Raw genomic sequence first — 21,269 nt, forward strand, 5'->3', positions numbered from 1 at the left:
GCCTCCTTTATTTCGCCACTTTTTCAGGAAAGAGGCGATGTTTCGTTTTGTAGTTCGTGTTTGTTAAAATAACTTGCTTTCCAAGGCGTTTATGGACGTTAATGACAATCGGAGCCTGCAAATTCGCCGTTGTGTCGTCGAACGGGTCGGCGACGGTTAAAATAACGTATAAGGCGACGTCTTGCTCGCCAGTGATTTGTAGCTGCTCGAGCGTGTTGTCATCGAGTTCGATTTCGTACGTTGGAAAGTACGAAAACGGCTCGATTAAGACAAAACCGAGTGCGGGTGTGTTCACCGATTGTAAAATGATAAACGGTGTGTCTTCGAGTGGTAATAAGACAAATTGTTTTTCCTCTAAAAACCCTGGAATTCCTTGTTCAAAACGAACGATGTCCTTCTCATGAATTTCAATGTCTCCGTGATATTTTGTCGCGATTTTCATTTATTCATCCCTCGATTCGTATTTACGTGACAATGTCGATGCGCAGCGAGTTGCGCTGTGCTAAATCAATATGCACCGCTCCTTGTTTGTAATGGATAATTGGCTGGTGCGGTTTTACGTCAATGAGCGGCTTATGAATTTTCCAATCCATGATCAGTTTGCCCGGTTCGTAGTCGATTTTGACGCTAAACGGTGACGGCACAAAACCGATGTTGAATTCGAGCGGCGGGCCTTCGCTGTTTGCTTGCGCCTGCTCGGCGATAACATCGCCTCCATTTTCGATTTTCATCAATTCGTCGCCTTGCGCAGAAACTATCGCTACGTACGACAGCCATGTTTCGTAACCGTCTTTTGCCGCGTCCTCGATAAGCCGAAACACATGTTTTAAATTCATCTCTGCCCATGCCTGCGACTGGTCGATTGTCAGGCGCGGACGGATGACGTTGATCTCCAGTTCTGGCTTTGGCTGTTCGATCGTCATTTCAGCTGGCGGTTGTGTGATTTCCAGTTGTGCAGGTTCGGTGGAAATCGAAAGTTTTGCGAATGTCGCTTCCATACGAAGCTGCGGAATACGCATCAACAGTTCCTCCTTGCCGACACCGCCGCACTAGGTGAGCGGAATCGAAACATGATAAGAAAAAAGCCAGCTAAAAAGCTAGCTTATCGTAAAAAGTCGACCAACGTCGGCTGGATAATGCGCGCACCGACCGCTAATGCAGCCCGATGGACACTTTCTTGCACTTTTAAATCAGTAATGACACGTTCCATATCGACGTCTTCGTTATCCGACAACACTTTTTTCGCAATCACTTCTTGCTGGTTAATGCGGTCTTCCATTAATTCGACGCGGTTCATGCGCGCCCCTAACTCGGCGCGGACACCTAGTAGATTTGTAATATGCTGATCAATATAGCCGAGGTATTCGTTAATATCTTTTCCTGTCTTGGTCGGATCGTCCAAATCGTTAGCAAGCGACTGCAAATCGCTGAACAATCCTTTTCCTTTTTGTGAAGCGTCATAATGGAACACTTTCGTTGGATCCACGTTGACACCAATATAAATACCTTTCGCTAATTCGATTTTTACTTCTTCTGCATTGTTCGATGTTGTAATGGAACCGTTCACCATTTGCACAGGAGCCTGTAACGTGTTTGTACCATTAAAAATATATTTGTCGCCGACTTTCGTATTAGCGATCGTCACCAACTGTTCGGTCAGCTGTTTAATTTCTTGCGAGATCGCTTGGCGCTGCGTTTCTTCATACGTGTCGTTACTTGCCTGCACGACAAGCTCACGAATGCGCTGCAACGCTTGTGTCGCTTTATCGAGCGCCGCGTCTGAGTTTTCAATCCAGTTGTACGCTTCGGAAAAATTGCGTTTCAACTGTTCGACTTCCGTTAAGTTGGTGCGATACGCCATCCCTTTCATCGCCACGACAGGGTCATCCGATGGGCGGTTAATTTTCTTTCCCGTGGAAAGCTGTTCTTGATATTTTCCTAAGTTCGCATAGCTAGCGCTCAAATGTTTTAGCATATTATTTGCCAGCATGTTTTGTGTCACGCGCACGTTTAGTCACCTACCTTCCGACGATTCCCATTCCGTTGATGATTTTATCGAGCATTTCATCGACAACGGTAATTTGCCGCGCTGCCGCGTTATAAGCGTGTTGGAATTTAATCATGTTCATCATTTCCTCATCAAGAGATACGGAGCTAACTGATTGACGGCGCTCTTCCACTGATTGGCGGAGGACGTCGCTATTGTTTTTCATCCGGTTGGCTTGCTGGCCGTCGACACCGAGTTTGCCGATCCAGCCTTGGTAGTTCGTTTGGATCGTGCCAGAAGTCAACGGCAATTGTAAGTCACTCATCTGAATGGTTGCAGATGTACCAATTAAACTAATTGTATTCGAGGATAGCAACATACTCCCGACGTTGGCGAGATTAATCGCATTGTTTCCGTTTCCTGGCTTTCCATATTCCGTGGAAGCAGCAATGTTCGCAAGGTCGTCAATATCGGCAGAAAGACGAATCGTTTTTGCCGCTCCTTTTTCTTCTTGACCAAGCCCATCGAAAAAGGAAACACCCGTTTCGCCGTTGAGCCCATATCCTTTTTCGTGAACTGCATTAAACAATTTACCGAATGTATAAGCAAGCTTATCTAAGTTATTTAACATATCCGGATAAATGCCCGTGACGATTGGCTGACCGTTGCTATCCTGCCCGTTTACGTAGCCGTACGCTTCGATGAGTCCGCGCAGTTTGCCCATTGGAAATGTGACTTGATTGTTGCTGGTGAAGGAAACGGACGTGCCACCCACTTGCAACTCTGTGACTCCCGTAACTGGCGGCATTTCCTTGATGTACTCTTTGTCCCCGTCCACATCTTGACCATCTGGAAATGAAATGGATTGAAAATCCCCGCCTTGGACGAGATATACTTTTTCGTTTCCGTTGAGGAAATAAATATCATATGTCCCTTCCGCCGTTGCTGGCGCGTTGCCGCCGGTTGGGTGTTTTTCGACTTGTACATTAATCAGTTTGGAAAGCTCGTCAATAAGACGGTCGCGTTCGTCATACAGATCGTTCGGCAAATAGCCATTCGGTTCGACGCTCGCAATTTGTTTGTTCAGTTCGCTAATTTGTTTGGCAAGCGAGTTGATTTGCGTGACCGTTACACCAATCTGCGTGCCGATATCGGTTTGAATTTGCGATAACGAGTTGGATAAATAATGGAACGTTTCGACTACGGCAAGTCCGCGCTGGCGCACGACAGACCGCGCCCCTTCGTTTTCAGGATTGACACTTAAGTCTTGCAGCGCTTGCCAAAACTGATCCATCGTTTTTGCCAATCCGTTATCCGACGGTTCGTTCATGATGTCTTCCATCTTGGCGATGGCATCCGCGCGCGCTTCCCAATAACCAAGCTTGTTGTTTTCCCCGCGATATTGAATGTCCAAAAAGTATTCGCGCACACGCTCAATCGAACCTGCTTTTACACCTGTCCCCATCTGCCCTGGGATTTGCGGACGATTCAGACCAGGGGAGGGAAATGGCTCCGTCTGTACAAAATTGACGCGCTGTCTTGTATATCCAGGTGTATTCGCGTTCGCGACGTTATGCCCTGTTACGTAAAGTGCGGCTTGCTGGGTCATCATGCCGCGTTTGGCGGCTTCTAATCCGTGAAATGTCGAAAGCATCGTTCTCCTGGTTACTAAAATCTATAAAAATCGACTCATCGCGATGGAACCAGCCAAACAGCTTGCCGCTCAGGAAACACCTGAGTTCCATCAGGAAGGGAATTTCCCTTGTCATTCACCTGCTGTGAAAGACACCCCGTGGATCGCGGTTAGCGACGGCATCTGTCGTGCACCATTCCTTCCATCGGTCAGTACACGACAACGATTTTAGCAACCAGGTCTACACCTCCTTAATGCTTATTCTCCTTAAGCCTTTGACTCGAATATGGAGCGGTTTAACGACTCTTCGTATTGGTTCGTTTCGTTATACGTAATCGGCTGGGCGGATGGCATGGCCACATCCAACATAGCTGAAACGAACTGCAACGACTGTTCCAAGAGCTGTTTATTTAATTCATTTGCCTGTTTGAGTTGTGTGATCGTTTCCGTCAACCGTTCATATAGCTTGGTAAGTTTCTCTCGTTCCGTTTTATCGGCAAGCTCAATGCAACGGGTGATCGTCATGTTTTGCGCGTTTGGAAATGTTTTTTCCATCCAGCGCACTCGCCGTTCCTCGAACTGTCGAATGGCGAAAATATGTTTTTGTTCTTCGTTCATTAACATCGACAATGCATCCATGTCATTTTTTTTCAACGCTTCCGTTTTGCGCTGGGCGAGCTTGTATAAACTTTCATGCAGTTTCGCTTGTGCCTCTAATATCGAAATAAGCCCAGAAAACGTCATCATCGTTCGCTCCGTTTTTATTGTTTTCGATAATATTCAATGATGCTTTTCGCGATTGCTTTCGGGTCAATCGTGTACGTCCCGTTTTGCACTTGTTGTTTTAACTGTTCGACTTTTTCTTGGCGAGCGCTTTCCCATTTCGACGCTTCCTGCAATTCTTTCGCCGCTTCAGAAATTTCGACTTGATCTTTTTTTCTTGTAGACGGAACTTGCCGCTCCACTTTATTAAACTGCCGCTCATACGGATTAACGTTCATCGAGCCGACATGATGAATTTTCACGCTGTTCACCTCGCTTTTCTCCATCAACGTTCATCTGCCTACTATTTATATCGGAACAAAGAAGTGAATGTTTAATGCTCCTCATTTTTTTGGACATAATAAGTTACCATTCTTTGTCGTTGTCGCTGTTTTTCTTCCTCAAGCTGCTTTAATTGTGTTTGAATCCTTGTTCTACATTTCGGACAAAGTTGCCCTTCGCGGATCATCGTGCCGCACGATTCGCAAGGATAGCCGAGATTTGGAAAATGAACAAGCTGGAGCCGCCCTATTTTAATCCATTTCGTAATGAGCGATTCGCTTACTCCCGTCGCCTCGACGACTTGCGCCATCGTGGCAGTGCGGTTTTCGCGTTTACGGAGAAATTGATACACTTTTTCAAACAATACCTCTTCTTCTTTATAGCACTGTTCGCAAACATCACGAATGGAATGTTTGACAAAAAGCCGCCCGCATCTCGGACAGTTTGTAAGCTCTCCCATCGTTTTCCCCTCCCCGCTTTCATTTACGTGTAAATGTTAATAATGAGTCCTTGAATTTCCCCCACGATGCGCAATATATCCAGTCCTTTTTGTTCCTTTTGCAATACGTTATTTGTTAATTCGATTAATTTGCGGTCCACTTCTTTGACGATTTTATAAATGCGCGCCCGTCCGCCGCGGCTGAATCCGCGCTGTTCTTCCAACTGTAGGCCGTTTTTGACGGCGTCGTCCAAAAATTGCTTGACAAGCTGTTTATATTTTTTCAAGTCCTCGATCGTTCGCGATTCGGCGAGCTTTTTCCCTTGTTCTTCGATTTGTTGGACTTGTTGCTGCACGCGTTCCCAGACAATGTCATTTCGTTTTTTCGCCATCACTTCGGTAAACGACACCGATTCCATCGCTGTTTCTTCTTTACGGCTAACGTTCGATACATTTGCCCTTGTTACTTTCTGCACTTCCATTGTCATCACCTCTTGTTACCATCATTATTGCACAACTACAAAAAAAGGGCGAGGTCTTGTTGACCCACCCCTTCATCAACGAAGCGTATTAGCTTTTCAACAGCTGCAAAATTCCTTGCGGCAGCTGGTTTGATTGCGCGAGCATCGCTTGTGCTGCTTGGGTTAAGATATTGTTTTTCGTAAACTCTGCCATCTCCTGCGCCATGTCGGTATCGCGAATGCGCGACTCTGCAGATGTTAAGTTCTCGTTTGCCGTTTTTAAGTTGTTAATGGTGTGTTCTAGACGATTTTGAATCGCTCCTAATTTCGCACGCTCGGTTGATACTAGAGTAATTGCATTATCAATTACGGTGATAGCTTTACTTGCTGATTGAGCATCTGAAATATTAATAACATATTCAATGTTTTGTCCATTTTTAACTGTATTTGCAGAGTAATTAACAGAAATCACGCTACCATCAGCACCTGTATATGTCTGATTACCAGAACTTGATCCCGTAATACCAAGTGCTTTGGCTCTCATATCAGCAATACTGAATGCAAATTGCTGTCCCTCGTTTGCACCAATTTGTAGATTAACATCTACATTAATTGCGTCTTGCCCTTTTTCTTCACGAGCAGTTAATCCAAGATCATTATTTGGAGAAGTAATTTCAAATGTAGCTGATTGACCAACAGAACCAGTTTCAAATACGAAGTGATCTCCAACAGCTTTTACTGTAATATCCGCTTCACCATTGTTAGTGGCTTGATTAATTGCATTTTGAATCGTTAGCGCTAGTACACTGCGATCAGTATAGTTACCATCAGGAATAATTGCTGTGTATGCATTGCCGTTTAGTTTAAAGGAAATTTGATTGTTAATATCAAGCCCTGGTGTTTCTTCCGCATTGACTAACCATAATGACGCAGCAGCGGAGCCGCCTACATTTTTAATAGAACTATCAGATCCGCTATCATTTGCTTGAAGCACGATTTTTCCACCATCGTTCAGAGCAGTAACGTTGTAAGATCCTAGTTTATTGTTTATTTCTGTTACAATTTCGTCTACTGTATTATATACCTTATTCGTAAGAGTAATTGTAACTGTACCGTCAGGACCGCCCGCACCGTCAGTAAAATCAAATGTAAGAGTGTTATTGGCTGGAATTCCGTCTACTCTCGTTGCTGTGCCGATTAATGTCCCTAATGCATTTCCACCATTGACTTTCACATAGCTACCATTACCAGTTCTAGATAAATCCGTAAAAATTAGATAACCATTTGCATCAATACTAGCCGTTACTTTTCCATTTAAGTCAGGTGATGATGTAATAGCGTTATTGATAACCGCTAACAAGTCTGCACTTGTTTTTCCTGATGTACCGTCAAATGTTAAACTTGTTCCACCTTGAGCAGCTATATCAAGAACAATTGTAGCAATTGTTCCATCCCCTACTTCTAAAGTCAATTCGTTATTCGAGCTATCAATAGTAATAGATGAAGCCGATAAAGCACTATCAGATAAATTAACACTGCCTGTAACGTAGCCTGCTTTATCTCCATGAATTTCCACAGCTGTTGAAATTGATCCACCTGTGACTTTCGCATTGGTTTCAGTGCTACGAATCTCAATATTTCCACTAATTGGGTCGCTAATATACGTTGCTGGTAGCGCCTCAGTCTTTTGGATACTACCGTCAAGCAATTTTATTTTGTTAAATTCTGTACTATTCCCAATACGGTTTAACTCGTCCGCGAGTTGATTGATTTCGCTTTGAATATGCATGCGATCTTCATTTGTATTCGTATCATTCGCAGCCTGCACTGCCAATTCTCTCATACGCTGCAAGATGCTGTGTACTTCGTTTAAAGCCCCTTCCGCCGTTTGAATGAGCGAGATTGCGTCTAACGCATTGCGTTCTGCCATTTGAAGTCCGCGGATTTGCGAGCGCATTTTTTCAGAGATGGCAAGACCAGCCGCATCGTCTGCCGCGCGGTTAATTCGCAAACCAGATGATAATCTTTCTAAGTTTTTAGAGACGCTTAATTGGTTTGCCGCTAAGTTGCGATAGGCGTTTAATGCTTGAATGTTATGATTAATTCTCATGTTTATTCGCTCCTTTATCCTATTTTTCTTCGTATGTGGTCACAAATTTTTCGTAAGCTGCTGCTTTTTGCATAAACGATTTTGGCACTGGCTGCGGTTCTTTTTTTAACGCTTCGTTCCAAGCAGATGAAATCGTCATTATTAATTGAAGCACTTCTTTAATGATGGAAACGTCTTTCTTCATATTGGCCTCAATGAGACGTTCTGCCATATAGTTGTAAAGCGCATCTAATTGATGAGCGATAATGCCGGCATCATATTTTAACCCGACACCGAGCCGGCGGAGAATATCATTGGCTTTTTGCAGCCGTTTATTGGCGTCTATATAATTTTTTTGTTCAATCAATGTAATCGCTGCTTCTAAACTTTCAATGAGTCCTTCATAAAGCAGGGCCGTTAGTTGTTGGGAATTTTTTTTATAAACAATTTCTTCAGTGAGGACCTCCAAATTGTACACCCCCGTTTGCTCTCTATTTTTTATATCGGCCATTTATGCACGTAGTTTAATAGTTTTTTTCTATTTCTTCTATTAATAACAAAATTTCTGCAATGACAGCGTATAGTTGCGGGGGAATGCTGTCACCTAAATCAAGGTTTAACAAGTTTTGCACAAGGAGTGGATCTTCTTGGATATGAACGTTATGTTGTTTCGCTAATTCAATAATCTTTTGCGCCACATATCCTGTTCCTTGAGCGACGACAGTCGGTGATTTTCCGGTTTCTTCATCGTAACGAATAACCGCTGCTGTGGGACCGTTTATTTGACTTCGTTTTTTTTGGTTAAAATATTTTTGGATCATATTGTAAAATCGTATCCTTTCTCCGTAAATGTTGCATAAGATGGTGTCTGTGATATCGGTTTCGACTCTTTCATTGGCATATTTTCTTTCGATAATTTTGTCACGTTCACTCCGGTCACACGATAACCAATTTCTTCTAATCTTTCTTTGGCGACATCGATAAGTGGTTGGATCTTCTCCGTAAAATCCTCTTTGTCGTTACGAAACGTAATCGAAAGATTTCTTTCATTTGCATTCAGTAAAATCCCAATATCGCCCAATTTTTTCGTCTCAAGCAAGAAATATAAACTGCAATTTTCCCAGTCAATTCGTTCGCCGTCTTTGCGAGAATTCACATACACTTTTATGCTTCGTACTTCATTTTGTAATAACAGCGGTAACGTGAAGAAAAAGCTTTGCACATTCGCGCCTGCATCAAATTTATTTAACAGTTGTTGCCCCGTAAGATTATTTAACGCTTGTTCCGCTTGTTGTGCTACTTGCTCGTTTCCGCTTTGGGCAAGTTTCAAGAACATTGCCTTCATATTTTGTTGTGGCACTTCTTCATTGTTTCCTTTAAAAACGAGCGATTCAGCGACTTCGTAATCATGAGTTAAACCGAGCCGGCGAATCGTTTCAAACATTTGCCGTGCTGATGGTTCAAGCGCAAAAGGTTGAACCGTTTTATTCATCTGCGTTAAAAATTCTTTTGGCGAACCGGCAAACTTTAAACTTTCGTTTGCCACAAAATGTTTCACTTTCACATCAGATGGTTTAAATTGCATTTTTGCGAGTACATCTTTTACTTCTTTCACGATTTTTTGTGCGCCGCTATAGTCGCCTTTATTTAATCGTTTTCTCGCCTCGGCGAGCTGTGAACTTGCTTTCATTAATTGTTTTTCTGTCATCATATCGGTAAATAACATCATATCGCTTTTTAAAATGGCGTTGTCTAATTGCTTGATTGTCGTTTCTAAAAGCTGTTTCGCCTGAGGTTGGGCGCTTTGTTTATATTTCTCAATTAATTGCGAAATCGTCTCTAAATTACGCATAATGTCGCGTTTTATATTTTTAAAGTCAATCGCCGCTTGCGACATTTTTTTCGTAACGGTTTGTACAATGATATCTTTTGTTTGCAATTGTATGCTTGTTTGCCATTCGGAATCGAAAAGGTTGTCTAAGCTAGTTGATGGATCGGTTTTTTCGTTGACCGCTGAAGGCAATGATGTTTCGATTTCCGTCAATGTTTCTAGCATCGTTTGTCTTGCAGCAAGTTCTCTTCCGTTTTCTTTCAGCTGCAATGCCTTCGTGAAAGAGTCCGCTAGTTTTTTCCCGAGCTCTGGTTCTTCGGTTAATCGCGGCATCGTTTCCGTTTTAATAAAGTCGATCGCTTTTTCTAAGTTTGCTTCACGATGGATTGTTTTGATGGCTTTGCGAACAGCATCATATACATGTTGGTTGAATATTTCTTTTTCATTCGTTATATCCTTCATGTGTTCGTTTTCTAAATTTGTAAGACTCGCAAGAAGCTGCTCGCGACCGCTTTTATCAAGTTTTGCCGCTTCGAACATTGCTTTTGTCAACTGCGTTGCGATGTTCTTATCGGAAAAACGATGAAGCTGCTGGCGTATTTCTCGGATCGCTTCTTCGATGGTCTCCGCTTTGTCGATTGTTTGTTTTACTTGTTGAATCGTTTCAAGCAGATCAACTTGCGGCTTTTGTTCTTTTGCTGCTACAGCTTTTTCTACTTGTTCAAGCGTGCGAATGAGATGGTTTTTCGCGAATGTTTCCCGGCCGGTTTGTTGTAACATCAAAACATCTTTGACTGCTTTTTCTATTTTTTGTTGTATTTCCACAGGCACATGGGCGTTATGAACAAGCTGCGTACGAACATGCGCCAATGCTTTTGTTAAATCGGCTTCCTTTATTACTTGGCTGCGTACATCTTTCACCAGTTCTATAAGATTCACAGACGATTGAGGCTTCGATTCATTGGCACGCAATGCTTCCTCTGCCTGCGTTAACGCCTGCATTAAACGAACACGGGCCTCGATTTCGCGACCCATTTGCTGGAGTTGGACTACTTCACGCAATGCTCGATTCACTTTCTCCGCTACTTCCCGATCCATCTCTGGCGCATCCACAATGTGTTGACGAACTTGTTCTACTGCTTTGGACAAGTTCGGTTCGCGTGCTGCTTGTTCACGTACTTGTTTCACTTGATTTGCCGGTTCTTGTGTGCGCAGTTCTTGTTCCACTTGCTCCAATGCTTGGACTAAACGAACACGCGCTTCACTTTCGCGACCCATTTGCTGAAGTTGAGCGACTTCGCGTAACACTCGGTCGACTTTCTTCACGATTTCTTGATCCATTTTCGGCGCATCCACGATATGTTGGCGAACGTGTTCCACCGCCTTGGTGAGATTCGGTTCGTGTGTTACTTGTTCACGCACTTGCTTGACTTCGTTCGCCACATCGCGGACAATCATCTGTTTTGCTGGTTTCGCTTGCTCAACGGATTGTTCTAACTCCGCTAGCGATTGAATAACTTGACGGCGCGCTATTTGTTCTTGCCCGTTCGCTTTCAGCGTCTGCGCTTCTTTGATAACTTGGTCAACTTTTTGTCGCACTTCCTCTGGCACATCGTCGTTATCAACAAGTTGCGTACGAACATGCACCAATGCTTTCGTTAAATCCACTTCCCTCATTACCTGACTACGCACATCTTTTACTAGTTCTGCAAGATTTTGAGACGGTTGAGATTTCACTGCGTTTTCACGCAATGCCTCCTCTGCCTGCGTTAGCGCCTGCATTAAACGAACGCGGGCCTCAACTTCTCGGCCTTGTTGCTGAAGTTGCACCACTTCACGTAGTGCTCGATTCACTTTCTCCGCTACTTCCCGACCCATTTCTGGCGCATCCACAATGTGTTGGCGAACGTGCTCCACCGCCTTGGTGAGATTCGGTTCGCGTGTGACTTGTTCGCGTACTTGTTTCACTTGATTTGCCGGTTCTTGTATGCGCAGTTCTTGTTCGGCCTGTGTTAATGCTTGGACTAAGCGAGTACGTGCTTCGATTTCGCGACCTATTTGCTGAAGTTGCACGACTTCACGCAGTGCTCGATTCACTTTCTCCGCTACTTCTCGATCCATTTCCGGTGCATCCACGATATGTTGGCGAACGTGCTCCACCGTCTTGGTGAGATTCGGTTCACGTGTTACTTGTTCGCGTACTTGCTTCACTTGATTCGCCACATCGCGCACGTTTGGTCTTTCTTGTGCAACAGACTGTTCTACCTCCGCTAACGCTTGGATAACTTGACGACGCGCCAGTGCTTCTTGACCGGCCTCTTTGAGCACCTGCGCTTCTTTGATAACTTGGTCAACTTTTTGTCGCACTTCCTCTGGCACATCGTTGTTATGAACAAGTTGCGTACGAATCTGTGTCAATGCTTTTGTTAAATCGGCTTCCTTCATGACCTGACTGTGTACATCTTTCACTAGTTCCGCAAGTTTTTGAGATGACTGAGGTTTCGTTTCATTGGCACGTAATGTTTCCTCTGCCTGCGTTAACGCCTGCATTAAACGAACACGGGCCTCGATTTCGCGACCCATTTGCTGAAGTTGCACCACTTCTCGCAATGCTCGATTCACTTTCTCCGCTACTTCTCGATCCATTTCCGGTGCATCCACGATGTGTTGACGAACTTGTTCCACTGCTTTGGACAAGTTCGGTTCACGTATTGCTTGTTCGCGTACTTGTTTCACTTGATTTGCCGGTTCTTGTGTGCGCAGTTCTTGTTCGGCTTGTGTTAATGCTTGGTCTAAACGAACACGAGCTTCGCTTTCTCGACCCATTTGCTGAAGTTGAGCGACTTCGCGTAACACTCGGTCGACTTTCTTCACGATTTCTTGATCCATTTTCGGCGCATCCACGATATGTTGGCGAACGTGCTCCACCGCCTTGGTGAGATTCGGTTCGTGTGTTACTTGTTCACGCACTTGCTTCACTTGATTCGCCACATCGCGCACGTTTGGTCTTTCTTGTGCAACAGACTGTTCTACCTCCGCTAACGCTTGGATAACTTGACGACGCGCCAGCGCTTCTTGCCCGTTCGTTTTCAGAACCTGTGCTTCTTTAAGGACTTGGTCAACTTTTTGTTGTACTTCCTCTGGCACGCTGTCGTTATGAACAAGCTGCGTACGGACATGCGCCAGCGCTTTCGTTAAATCGGCTTCCTTCATGACCTGGCTGCTCACGTCTTTCACCAGTTCTACAAGATTTTGAGACGGTTGCGTTTTTACTTCATTGGCACGCAATGCTTCTTCCGCCTGTGCTAACGCCTGCATTAAACGAACACGAGCCTCGACTTCGCGGCCTTGCTGCTGAAGCTGCATCACTTCACGCAATGCTCGATTTACTTTCTCCGCTACTTCCCGATCCATTTCCGGCACATCCACGATGTGTTGGCGAACTTGTTCCATTGCTTTGGTCAGGTTCGGTTCGTGCAATGCTTGCTCACGTACTTGCTTCACTTGGTTCGCCATATCACGTACGTTCGGTTTCGCTTGCTCAACGGATTGTTCCAACTCCGTTAATGCTTGAATAACTTGACGGCGCGCCATTGTTTTTTGGCCATTCGCTTTCAGCATCTGCGCTTCTTTGATAACTTGATCGACTTTTTGTCCCACTTCCTCTGGCACACTGTCGTTATGAACGAGCTGCGTGCGAACATGCGCCAGCGCCTTCGTCAAGTCGGTTTCCTTCATGACCTGACTACGTACGTCTTTCACTAGTTCTATCAGATTCGCAGACGATTGAGGTTTTGATTCATTGGCACGCAATGTTTCCTCTACTTGTGCTAACGCCTGCATTAAACGAGCACGGGCTTCGCCTTCTCGCCCCATTTGCTGGAGTTGCACCACTTCACGTAACGCTCGATTCACTTTCTCTGCTACTTCCCGATCCATTTTCGGTACATCCACGATGTGTTGACGAACTTGTTCCACCGCTTTGGACAGGTTCGGTTCGCGTGCTGCTTGTTCTCGAACTTGCTTCACTTGGTCAGCAACATCACGTACATTTGGTTTCTCTTGTTCAATGGATTGTTCTAGTTCCGTTAACGCTTGAGCGACTTGGCGGCGCGCCATTACTTCTTGTCCGTTCTCTTTAAGCACCTGCGCTTCTTTGATAACTTGGTCAACTTTTTGTCGCACTTCCTCTGGCACACGGTCGTTATCAACGAGTTGTGTGCGAATCTGTGCCAATGCTTTCGTTAAGTCGGCTTCCCTCATTACCTGACTACGCACGTCTTTTACTAGTTCTGCAAGATTTTGAGACGGTTGAAGTTCCGTTTCATTGGCACGTAATGTCTCCTCTGCCTGCGTTAACGCCTGTACTAAACGAGCATGAGCCTCGACTTCGCGGCCTTGCTGTTGAAGTTGCATCACTTCTCGCAATGCTCGATTCACTTTCTCCGCTACTTCCCGATCCATTTCTGGCGCATCCACGATATGTTGGCGAACGTGCTCCACCGCTTTGGTGAGATTCGGTTCACGTATTGCTTGTTCGCGTACTTGTTTCACTTGATTTGCCGTTTCTTGCATGTGCAGTTCTTGTTCGGCTTGTGTTAATGCTTGGACTAAGCGAGTACGGGCTTCGCCTTCGCGACCTATTTGCTGAAGCTGCACCACTTTACGCAACGCTCGATTTACTTTCTCCGCTACTTCTCGATCCATTTCCGGCGCATCCACGATGTGTTGACGAACTTGTTCCACTGCTTTGGACAAGTTCGATTCACGTGCCGCTTGCTCACGTACTTGCTTGACTTGGTTCGCCACATCGCGCACGTTCGGTTTCGCTTGCTCAGCGGATTGTTCCAGCTCCGTTAATGCTTGAATGACTTGATGGCGAGCTATTTGTTCTTGCCCGTTCGCTTTCAGCACCTGTGCTTTTTTGATAACTTGATCGACTTTTTGTTGTACTTCCTCCGGCACATAGTTGTTATGAATGAGTTGCGTACGGACATGCGCCAGCGCTTTCGTTAAGTCGGCTTCCTTCATGACCTGATTGCGCACGTCTTTTACTAGTTCTGTAAGATTTTGAGACGGTTGGGCCTTCGCTTCGTTCGTGTGAAATGTTTGTCCAACTTGATTTATTCGCTGCTTTGCCATTTCTAACGGTCTTTCTGTTTGGCCGGCTTGTTTGCGCGCAAGCTCTTTTTCAATTTGTTCGAATGCTTGAATAAGGCGGTCTTTGCCAGCTTTTTGAGCAATAGACAAGCGCTCAACGAGTGTTTCGATTTCTGCTGCCGTTTTCTTATCTACATGACTAATAACTTCATTTTTTAATCGTTGAATCGCTTCCGGTAAATTGTTTGTATTCCGAATGATGTCTTTCGCTTTTCGCAACGCCTGTACCGTCTGTTCGACCCCATCATGAACTTTCGCTTCTGTCGTTTTGGAGCTGGATGCTATTTCATCCTCCATTTGTGTCAATGCCTGCATTAACTTTGCTTTGGCAGAAAGAGGCTGTCCTATTTGTCGTAATCTCTCTACTTCCTGGAGAGTTGCGGCTATTTTTTCTTGAATATCATGAGAAATGTTTTTGTTATCTACTATCTTTTCTTTTACAATCACAATCGCTTTTCCTACTAACGGCTCGCGTTGTACATGCTCACGTAGTTTTTTCACTTGTTCCACTAGGTCATGCTCGCTCATTCCACGTTGAACGCGCGTTTCCTGGGAGACAGATTGCTCTAATAGCACTAATGTTTGCACGATTTTACCGCGGGCAAATGATTCTTGACCTTTTTCATGGAAAACAACCGCTTCACGCACCGCTCTATTTAAGGCTTCCGATACATCTGTTTCTGCCGCTTTAGCTAACTCGGCAACGCGTTCGATTACTTTGGCAAAATTCGGCTCACGTTGAATTTCTTTACGAACATTCGCAATTGCTTCTTTTGTAATACGACCATTGTTTTCAATTTCTTGTTTTGTAAATGTAAAACTTGCATCCAGTTGTTTGGCGATGGATGTTAACACTTCACCCAGCGGCTTTCCGTGCAGCGCCTCATGAACCGCTGTTATTTGTGCGTTCGTTACTTCTAATCTTTTATTTGCTAAAGCACGAATCGTATCCAGTTTTTGTTCAACCGTACCCGGAGCTTCAGCGAAAAACGTTTTTAATACGGCAACCGTTTCTTTCGTTAGCGGCATTTCTTTAGATAGTAACAATTGTGCCGCTTGTTTTAACTCAGTAGGCACATTTTCCCCTGCACCGAGTTTGGTTAAAAGTGTTGTGATATCATTCATTTGCGGCTTTGCTACAGGTTGAGGTCGTGGGATCACTTTCACTACTGGAATATCGCCTTGTTGAGCTGTTACCTCTATCATCACACGTCCTTCTTGAGGCAATTCCCCTTCTACTTGAACACGAATATCAGTTCCTTTTATATTCATTATCGCTTCATTGGTATTTATTTTTTCTTTTATCGTTGCCTCATATGTTTCACCATTTTTTAATATGATCGGTTGTTCATGCACGAAAGCTGCTTGTCTTGCTAGGGAATTTCGAATTTCCATCACTATCACTCTCCGCTCGACATGTCCTTACTTTTAATATCGGCACATCTCAAGCGGATGTTTACTGACTCGTTATGACCGAATGAGGGTGAAGGAGGAGACGTCTATCGCTCCAGCCTGACGCAACACCTTCGCCGCATGCCTTAACGTTGTCCCTGTCGTGTAAATATCGTCGATTAACACAATATGCTTGTCCTGTAAAGGCATTTTTCCCGAAAACTGAAAGACGTTTTCCGTCCGCAATCGCTCATGGCGCGATTTTTTGGATTGTTTTTCGAGGTGATGGCGTGTGAGGATATCGTGGATGGGGAGAGCGAGTAGCTCGGCCAGCGCCTTTGCTTGGTTAAAGCCTCGCTCGTACAGCCGCTCGGCGCTGAGGGGAATCGGAACGATCAAAAAGGTATGGTCAAAATGACGATAAAATTCACGGCGAAACTCTTCTTGAAACGCTTCGACCATCGCGTAGTCGCCGCGAAATTTCCAAATCGCAACCACTTCTTTCATAAATTCATTGTACATATACACCGACCGATTTTTCGTCAACACATCTTTCCACTCGTCGTCCTCTTGCCAGCGAACACAATCCGTGCATAATCGCTCTTTACGATGGGATGGTTCAAGACCAGCAAACGGGCGACCGCACATATCGCAAATTTCTCCGTTAATCCTCATCAACGCATTGCGGCATTTCGAACAAAGACAATCCGCTTTTTCTAATGTCAAAAAATGCCGCCAACTCACCATCGGATTGTACGGCGTATGGCAAATCAAGCACTTCATTGCGTTTTTAACATCCCCCTTTCTGAAGCCTCCTTATTCATTCGCTCAATCTGTCGTTTCGCCGCGACCATTTCCCGCGTTTTTCCGTAATGGAAAAAACGGATGTCACCGCTTGGAAATTGAGCGCTTCGCCCGACGCGGCCGGCAATTTGCACGAGCGCGCTTTCCGTAAAAATGCGGTCTTCCGCGCCAAGCACGGCAACATCGATGTTCGGAACGGTCACGCCGCGTTCCAAAATCGTCGTAGTGACAAGAAGCGGAATGCGACCGTCACGAAACGCTTGCACTTTTTCCGCGCGCTTCGGATCTTCCGCGTGAACGCCTTCGATCCGCTCGTCTAATTGTTTCAATATACGTACAACTTGCTCGAGCTCATCAATATGGGGGACGAATAAAAACGCTTGTTTTGCTGTTTCAATGCGCAATTTCACCCAGGTGATGACGTTGCGGGGAAGACGACTGCGCTTTAACTGCTTGCGCCAGTTGCCACACCATTCGAAGGACGGGACAGGAAGGGGAAAACCGTGGTAGCGGGCGGGAATGGTGACCGCTTTTCGTTTGCCGCGCTTGATTTCCTTCTGCCACTTCGGGTGAGGGGTTGCGGTTAAATAAATAAGGCTGGAGGTCTCTTTGCGCGCTTTTGCGACAGCATATTCAAGCATCGGTTCCATCGAATACGGGAAGGCGTCGACTTCATCAATCACCATCACATCAAAAGCGCGGTAAAACCGTAATAGCTGATGGGTGGTGGAAATAACAAAAGGGGCGAATTTGCCGCGGTCGTCGCTGCCGCCGTACAAGGCGATCAATGGGACGCTTGGAAATGCTTGTTTCAAACGGGGGGCAAGCTCGCGCACGACGTCGGTTCTTGGGGTGGCAATACATACGCGTTTTCCCATCTCAAGCGCCCGCGCGATGCCTGGAAACAATACCTCCGTTTTTCCAGCGCCACAAACCGCCCATACGAGCAATTCGTCATTCCGCACGATTGCGTCCTCCACCGCATCGGCAGCACGCTGCTGGCCTTGGGATAATATTCCGTTCCAGGAAAGCGGGGAAAAATAGCAAGCTTGAGGGAAAGAAAAGCGGGATACAACCAGCGGGGTACATGTGCTGACACGTCCCATCATAATGCATTTGCGGCAATATGTACAAACCGCTTGACAGCGTGCACAAGGAAATGAGGCGAAAAAATGATTCTCCTCGTTTCCGCACCTCATGCAGCGCCATCCATGTTTTGTTTTCATCATTCCTTTTTCGTAAGCAAGATAGCCATGTTCATAATGTGCTTGAATGAGATCAAGGGGGAACGGAAGTTCTTCAAGGAGAAGCTGTTTTCCTTCCAAAAAAGAAAGGAGTTCTGGGGAGTAAGGAAACTCGGGGTGCATTGGGATAGAAGACGCGACATCAATGTGGCTGATCGGTTTAGCAGTTTGGTCATTGGTTTTGGCTAATGCTTCGGGGATCAACCTTCCTTCATCCACGATAAAACGCATATGATCCCTCCATTTCATATTGTTCACCCCTATGCCGCATAAAGCTTTGCGGCATAGGGATCAGCAAGATTACGGCTGATACCATGTTAGTCCTAACGCACCTTCACCAAGATGGGTTCCGATGACTGGGCCGAAGTAGCTCACCATGAATTCGACATGCGGATACTTGCTTGCCAGTTCCTGCTTCCATTGTTCCGCCTCGTCTGGACGATTCGCGTGAATGATCGCCGCCTTGAGCGGCACTCCTTTGGCGGCGTCTTCGGCAAATAATTCTTCAATCCGTTTCACTGCTTTTTTGCGCGTGCGAATTTTTTCAAACGGAACGATCACTTTATTTTCAAAGTGAAGCAGCGGCTTAATTTGCAGTAGTCCGCCGATGAACGCCTGCGCGCCTGTCAATCTTCCGCCGCGCTGCAAATGCGATAAATCGTCTACCATAAAGTAAGCGCGCAACGTTTTTTTCACTTCATCGAGCCGTGCGATGATTTCCTCTGGCGTTTTCCCATCAAGCGCCATCTTCGCCGCTTCGATCGTGTAAAAACCTTGGGCCATGCAGCTGATTTCCGAATCATACGCGTACACTTGCAGACCATCGACCATATTCCCTGCCGTCAGTGCACCTTGGTATGTTCCGCTAATGCCGCTTGATAGGTGTATGCTGATGACCGCATCGTATCCTTCGTCACGGAGCGATGTAAATAGTTTGACAAATTCGCCAACCGCTGGCTGGGAGGTGGTCGGCAGCTCTTTATGCTGCTTTACTTTGTCGTAAAATTGTTCCGTGCTAATATCTATTTCCTCACGATACGTTTCCGCGCCAAACGAGACGCTCAACGGAATCATATGAATCCTTAGCTTATCGCGCACTTCTTTCGGAATATAAGCGGTGCTATCCGTTACAATGGCTGTTTTCATCGTTCATACCTTCCTCGTTCATTAGTCTTTATTACCTATTGTAACAAAAAAAAGGGACGAAATTCATTATCCAATAGCAATAAATTGTCCAGCCATTTTCCGCAAACATTAGCGCACTTCGACCCAGCCGTTTTTGATGGCGACAACGACCGCTTGTGTACGGTCATTGACATTTAATTTTTGTAAAATGTTGCTTACATGATTTTTCACCGTTTTTTCGCTGATATATAGCGCCTCACCGATACCGCGGTTGCTTTTTCCGTCTGCTAATAGCTGCAATACTTCACATTCACGGCGCGTTAATAGATGAAGCGGCCAGCGAACTTCGCGTTTTCTTTCTTTGTTTTCACCTTTTTCCGATGCAAGCCGGCGGTATTCGCGAATCAAATTGTGCGTCACTTTCGGATGCAAGTACGAGCCGCCTTCTGCGACGATTTTCACCGCTTCAATCAATGTATCTGCATCCATTTCTTTTAATAAATAGCCGGTAGCCCCTGTTTGCAATGCGCGCATCACATAGTTTTCATCATCATGAATCGAAAGAACGACAACTTTTGTATCAGGGTACGTTTCAATCAGCTGTTTCGTTGCCTCTACTCCGTTGATGTTCGGCATGTTAATGTCCATAATGACAATGTCAGGGCGATGCTCTTCTACAATCGAAAGGGCTTCGCTTCCGTCCGCGCCTTCTGCGACGACTTCAAACTCCTCTTCAAACTCTAAAATTCGCTTAATCCCTTCCCGAAATAGTTGATGATCATCAATAATGGCGATGCGTGTTTTCATAACCTCTCCTCCCTTTTTTGATTATGTTACGTTATACATTTAACGGAATACGAATGAAAATCGTTGTACCGAATCCAATCTTTGACCGAATCGTTAATGTCCCTTCCAACAATTCGACCCGTTCTTTCATGCCAATAAGTCCAAAAGCATTCTCTTTTTTTACCGTTGTGTCAAATCCTTTCCCATTATCTTTTACCATCACAAACAGCTGGTTGTTATTCATTTCCGTTCTCACTTGAATTTCGGTCGCTTCCGCATGCTTCAGGGCATTTTGTACTGATTCTTGAACGAGACGGAACACCGCAACTTCCATTCGGGCCGGTAGTCTTACTTCTTCACCAATGTGTACAAAGGAGACGGTAATCTCCCTATTATAATCTTCGATCGTTTGTAGGTATTTTCTTAGTGTAGGAATTAAACCTAAATCGTCAAGCGCCATTGGTCGCAAATCATAAATAATTCTTCGTACCTCATAAAGAGCAGAACGAACCATTTTTTTAAAATCGCGAATTTCGGCAATCGCCGCTTCAATACCGCGATCTTTTAACACTTTTTCAATGAAGTCGGAACGAAGAATGGCATGGGCGAGCGTTTGCGCTGGACCATCATGAATTTCCCGCGATAGCCGTTTTCTTTCCTCTTCTTGCGCCTCGATAATTTTTAACCCAAACTCTTGTTTTTGTTTAGCCCCTTCAATAAATTCCCCCACTTGACGGAAGTCGCTGTTTAAATAATCAAGAACAACCGTAATTTGTCCAACTAAATGCTCTGCCCGTTCGATCGTTTCCTTCAGCCCAACTAAGCGCCGCTCGAGCTCATCGCGCCGCAGCCGCAGCTGTTTTTCCCGCTCGCGGATCATCGCCAGCTCCATGTGCAATTCATGGGCCTTTTCGTATGCTTCACGAATTTCCTCTTCCGAATATAGCGAAAAATCCTTGCTTACTTCCGCAAGGCGCTGCCGAGACAGCCGGGTTTGTATTTCCAGTTTATCCGCCTCTTCAATCGTCTGTTTGGTTAGCATCTTCACTTCCAACAATTCTTGAAGCAGCTGTTCATGTTCTTGGCGTGACTGTTCACCGATCCGAAAAATTTCGTCCTTGCTATGTTGAACGGTGTCGATCATTTTTTCGACAATTTTATCTAATTCTTTTGCATCCAACGTTTTATTTGAAGACATACAAGATCCCCCGTAAACGCTTTGCTGCGCTGCTTTCTAATTTTGTGTATCTGCACCAAAAAAATTTATTTGAAGG

At 45.1% G+C, this 21,269-nt stretch carries 17 protein-coding genes; all 17 read right to left on the bottom strand.

Annotation, left to right across the window (positions count from 1 at the left end; genetic code table 11):
* Window positions 1–7: 7 nt before the first annotated feature.
* The 17 genes from fliW to B9L23_RS17840 all read right to left on the bottom strand — a co-directional run bounded on the left by fliW (window position 8) and on the right by B9L23_RS17840 (window position 21,193).
* The gene (fliW, locus tag B9L23_RS17760; protein WP_089098113.1) at window positions 8–442 is read right to left on the bottom strand and encodes a flagellar assembly protein FliW; all 435 of its coding nucleotides are present in this window, start codon (window positions 440–442) and stop codon (window positions 8–10) included.
* 22 nt (window positions 443–464) lie between these two features.
* Window positions 465–1,019 (bottom strand): DUF6470 family protein, encoded by a 555-nt coding sequence (locus tag B9L23_RS17765; protein ID WP_089098114.1) that lies wholly within the window; start codon window positions 1,017–1,019, stop codon window positions 465–467.
* Between the two features lie 83 nt (window positions 1,020–1,102).
* Window positions 1,103–2,008: a flagellar hook-associated protein FlgL gene (flgL, locus tag B9L23_RS17770; protein WP_089098115.1), complete on the bottom strand. Its 906-nt coding sequence runs from the start codon at window positions 2,006–2,008 to the stop codon at window positions 1,103–1,105.
* A gap of 10 nt (window positions 2,009–2,018) precedes the next feature.
* Window positions 2,019–3,641: a flagellar hook-associated protein FlgK gene (gene flgK / locus B9L23_RS17775; RefSeq protein ID WP_089098116.1), complete on the bottom strand. Its 1,623-nt coding sequence runs from the start codon at window positions 3,639–3,641 to the stop codon at window positions 2,019–2,021.
* Between the two features lie 246 nt (window positions 3,642–3,887).
* Window positions 3,888–4,367 (bottom strand): flagellar protein FlgN, encoded by a 480-nt coding sequence (locus B9L23_RS17780; protein WP_245842447.1) that lies wholly within the window; start codon window positions 4,365–4,367, stop codon window positions 3,888–3,890.
* A 14-nt stretch (window positions 4,368–4,381) separates the two neighbouring features.
* Window positions 4,382–4,645: a flagellar biosynthesis anti-sigma factor FlgM gene (gene flgM / locus B9L23_RS17785; RefSeq protein WP_062756135.1), complete on the bottom strand. Its 264-nt coding sequence runs from the start codon at window positions 4,643–4,645 to the stop codon at window positions 4,382–4,384.
* A gap of 71 nt (window positions 4,646–4,716) precedes the next feature.
* Window positions 4,717–5,124, bottom strand: coding sequence for a TIGR03826 family flagellar region protein (locus B9L23_RS17790; protein WP_089098118.1), 408 nt, complete (start codon window positions 5,122–5,124; stop codon window positions 4,717–4,719).
* 23 nt (window positions 5,125–5,147) lie between these two features.
* Entirely contained in the window at window positions 5,148–5,585 is a 438-nt protein-coding gene (locus tag B9L23_RS17795) for a YaaR family protein (protein ID WP_062756132.1), read from the bottom strand.
* An 88-nt stretch (window positions 5,586–5,673) separates the two neighbouring features.
* Window positions 5,674–7,674 carry a flagellin N-terminal helical domain-containing protein gene (locus tag B9L23_RS21235; RefSeq protein WP_245842449.1) on the bottom strand — a complete coding sequence of 667 codons (2,001 nt, stop codon included), beginning with the start codon at window positions 7,672–7,674 and terminating at the stop codon, window positions 5,674–5,676.
* 19 nt (window positions 7,675–7,693) lie between these two features.
* Window positions 7,694–8,122 carry a flagellar export chaperone FliS gene (fliS, locus tag B9L23_RS17805; RefSeq protein WP_062679044.1) on the bottom strand — a complete coding sequence of 143 codons (429 nt, stop codon included), beginning with the start codon at window positions 8,120–8,122 and terminating at the stop codon, window positions 7,694–7,696.
* A gap of 55 nt (window positions 8,123–8,177) precedes the next feature.
* Complete coding sequence (locus B9L23_RS17810; RefSeq protein ID WP_015865091.1) at window positions 8,178–8,474, bottom strand: EscU/YscU/HrcU family type III secretion system export apparatus switch protein; 297 nt, start codon at window positions 8,472–8,474, stop codon at window positions 8,178–8,180.
* A complete protein-coding gene (locus tag B9L23_RS17815; protein ID WP_089098119.1) occupies window positions 8,471–16,039 on the bottom strand; it encodes a hypothetical protein in 7,569 nt (2,522 codons plus the stop codon). The genes B9L23_RS17810 and B9L23_RS17815 overlap by 4 nt, the downstream gene beginning before the upstream one ends.
* Window positions 16,040–16,111: 72 nt before the next feature.
* A complete protein-coding gene (locus B9L23_RS17820; RefSeq protein WP_089098120.1) occupies window positions 16,112–16,819 on the bottom strand; it encodes a ComF family protein in 708 nt (235 codons plus the stop codon).
* Window positions 16,816–18,315 carry an ATP-dependent helicase ComFA gene (locus tag B9L23_RS17825; protein ID WP_089098121.1) on the bottom strand — a complete coding sequence of 500 codons (1,500 nt, stop codon included), beginning with the start codon at window positions 18,313–18,315 and terminating at the stop codon, window positions 16,816–16,818. Before B9L23_RS17825 ends, B9L23_RS17820 begins: the two co-directional genes overlap by 4 nt.
* Window positions 18,316–18,384: 69 nt before the next feature.
* Window positions 18,385–19,230, bottom strand: a complete 846-nt coding sequence (locus B9L23_RS17830) for a DegV family protein (protein ID WP_089098122.1) — start codon at window positions 19,228–19,230, stop codon at window positions 18,385–18,387.
* 108 nt (window positions 19,231–19,338) lie between these two features.
* Window positions 19,339–20,016, bottom strand: coding sequence for a response regulator (locus B9L23_RS17835; RefSeq protein ID WP_015865096.1), 678 nt, complete (start codon window positions 20,014–20,016; stop codon window positions 19,339–19,341).
* Window positions 20,017–20,047: 31 nt separating this feature from the next.
* The gene (locus B9L23_RS17840; protein WP_089098123.1) at window positions 20,048–21,193 is read right to left on the bottom strand and encodes a sensor histidine kinase; all 1,146 of its coding nucleotides are present in this window, start codon (window positions 21,191–21,193) and stop codon (window positions 20,048–20,050) included.
* Between the last annotated feature and the right edge of the window lie 76 nt (window positions 21,194–21,269).

This window comes from Parageobacillus galactosidasius (genome assembly GCF_002217735.1).
Taxonomy (GTDB): Bacteria; Bacillota; Bacilli; order Bacillales; family Anoxybacillaceae; genus Parageobacillus_B; species Parageobacillus_B toebii.

Bases quoted from the DNA above. Each gene is read 5' to 3' on its own strand.
- B9L23_RS17835 (WP_015865096.1), bottom strand. From the start codon at position 20,016: ATGAAAACACGCATCGCCATTATTGATGATCATCAACTATTTCGGGAA.
- B9L23_RS17820 (WP_089098120.1), bottom strand. From the start codon at position 16,819: ATGAAGTGCTTGATTTGCCATACGCCGTACAATCCGATGGTGAGTTGG.
- B9L23_RS17790 (WP_089098118.1), bottom strand. From the start codon at position 5,124: ATGGGAGAGCTTACAAACTGTCCGAGATGCGGGCGGCTTTTTGTCAAA.
- B9L23_RS17810 (WP_015865091.1), bottom strand. From the start codon at position 8,474: ATGATCCAAAAATATTTTAACCAAAAAAAACGAAGTCAAATAAACGGT.
- flgK (WP_089098116.1), bottom strand. From the start codon at position 3,641: ATGCTTTCGACATTTCACGGATTAGAAGCCGCCAAACGCGGCATGATG.
- B9L23_RS21235 (WP_245842449.1), bottom strand. From the start codon at position 7,674: ATGAGAATTAATCATAACATTCAAGCATTAAACGCCTATCGCAACTTA.
- B9L23_RS17815 (WP_089098119.1), bottom strand. From the start codon at position 16,039: ATGGAAATTCGAAATTCCCTAGCAAGACAAGCAGCTTTCGTGCATGAA.
- B9L23_RS17840 (WP_089098123.1), bottom strand. From the start codon at position 21,193: ATGTCTTCAAATAAAACGTTGGATGCAAAAGAATTAGATAAAATTGTC.
- B9L23_RS17780 (WP_245842447.1), bottom strand. From the start codon at position 4,367: ATGATGACGTTTTCTGGGCTTATTTCGATATTAGAGGCACAAGCGAAA.
- B9L23_RS17765 (WP_089098114.1), bottom strand. From the start codon at position 1,019: ATGCGTATTCCGCAGCTTCGTATGGAAGCGACATTCGCAAAACTTTCG.
- B9L23_RS17825 (WP_089098121.1), bottom strand. From the start codon at position 18,315: ATGCGTTTTATCGTGGATGAAGGAAGGTTGATCCCCGAAGCATTAGCC.
- B9L23_RS17830 (WP_089098122.1), bottom strand. From the start codon at position 19,230: ATGAAAACAGCCATTGTAACGGATAGCACCGCTTATATTCCGAAAGAA.
- fliW (WP_089098113.1), bottom strand. From the start codon at position 442: ATGAAAATCGCGACAAAATATCACGGAGACATTGAAATTCATGAGAAG.
- B9L23_RS17795 (WP_062756132.1), bottom strand. From the start codon at position 5,585: ATGGAAGTGCAGAAAGTAACAAGGGCAAATGTATCGAACGTTAGCCGT.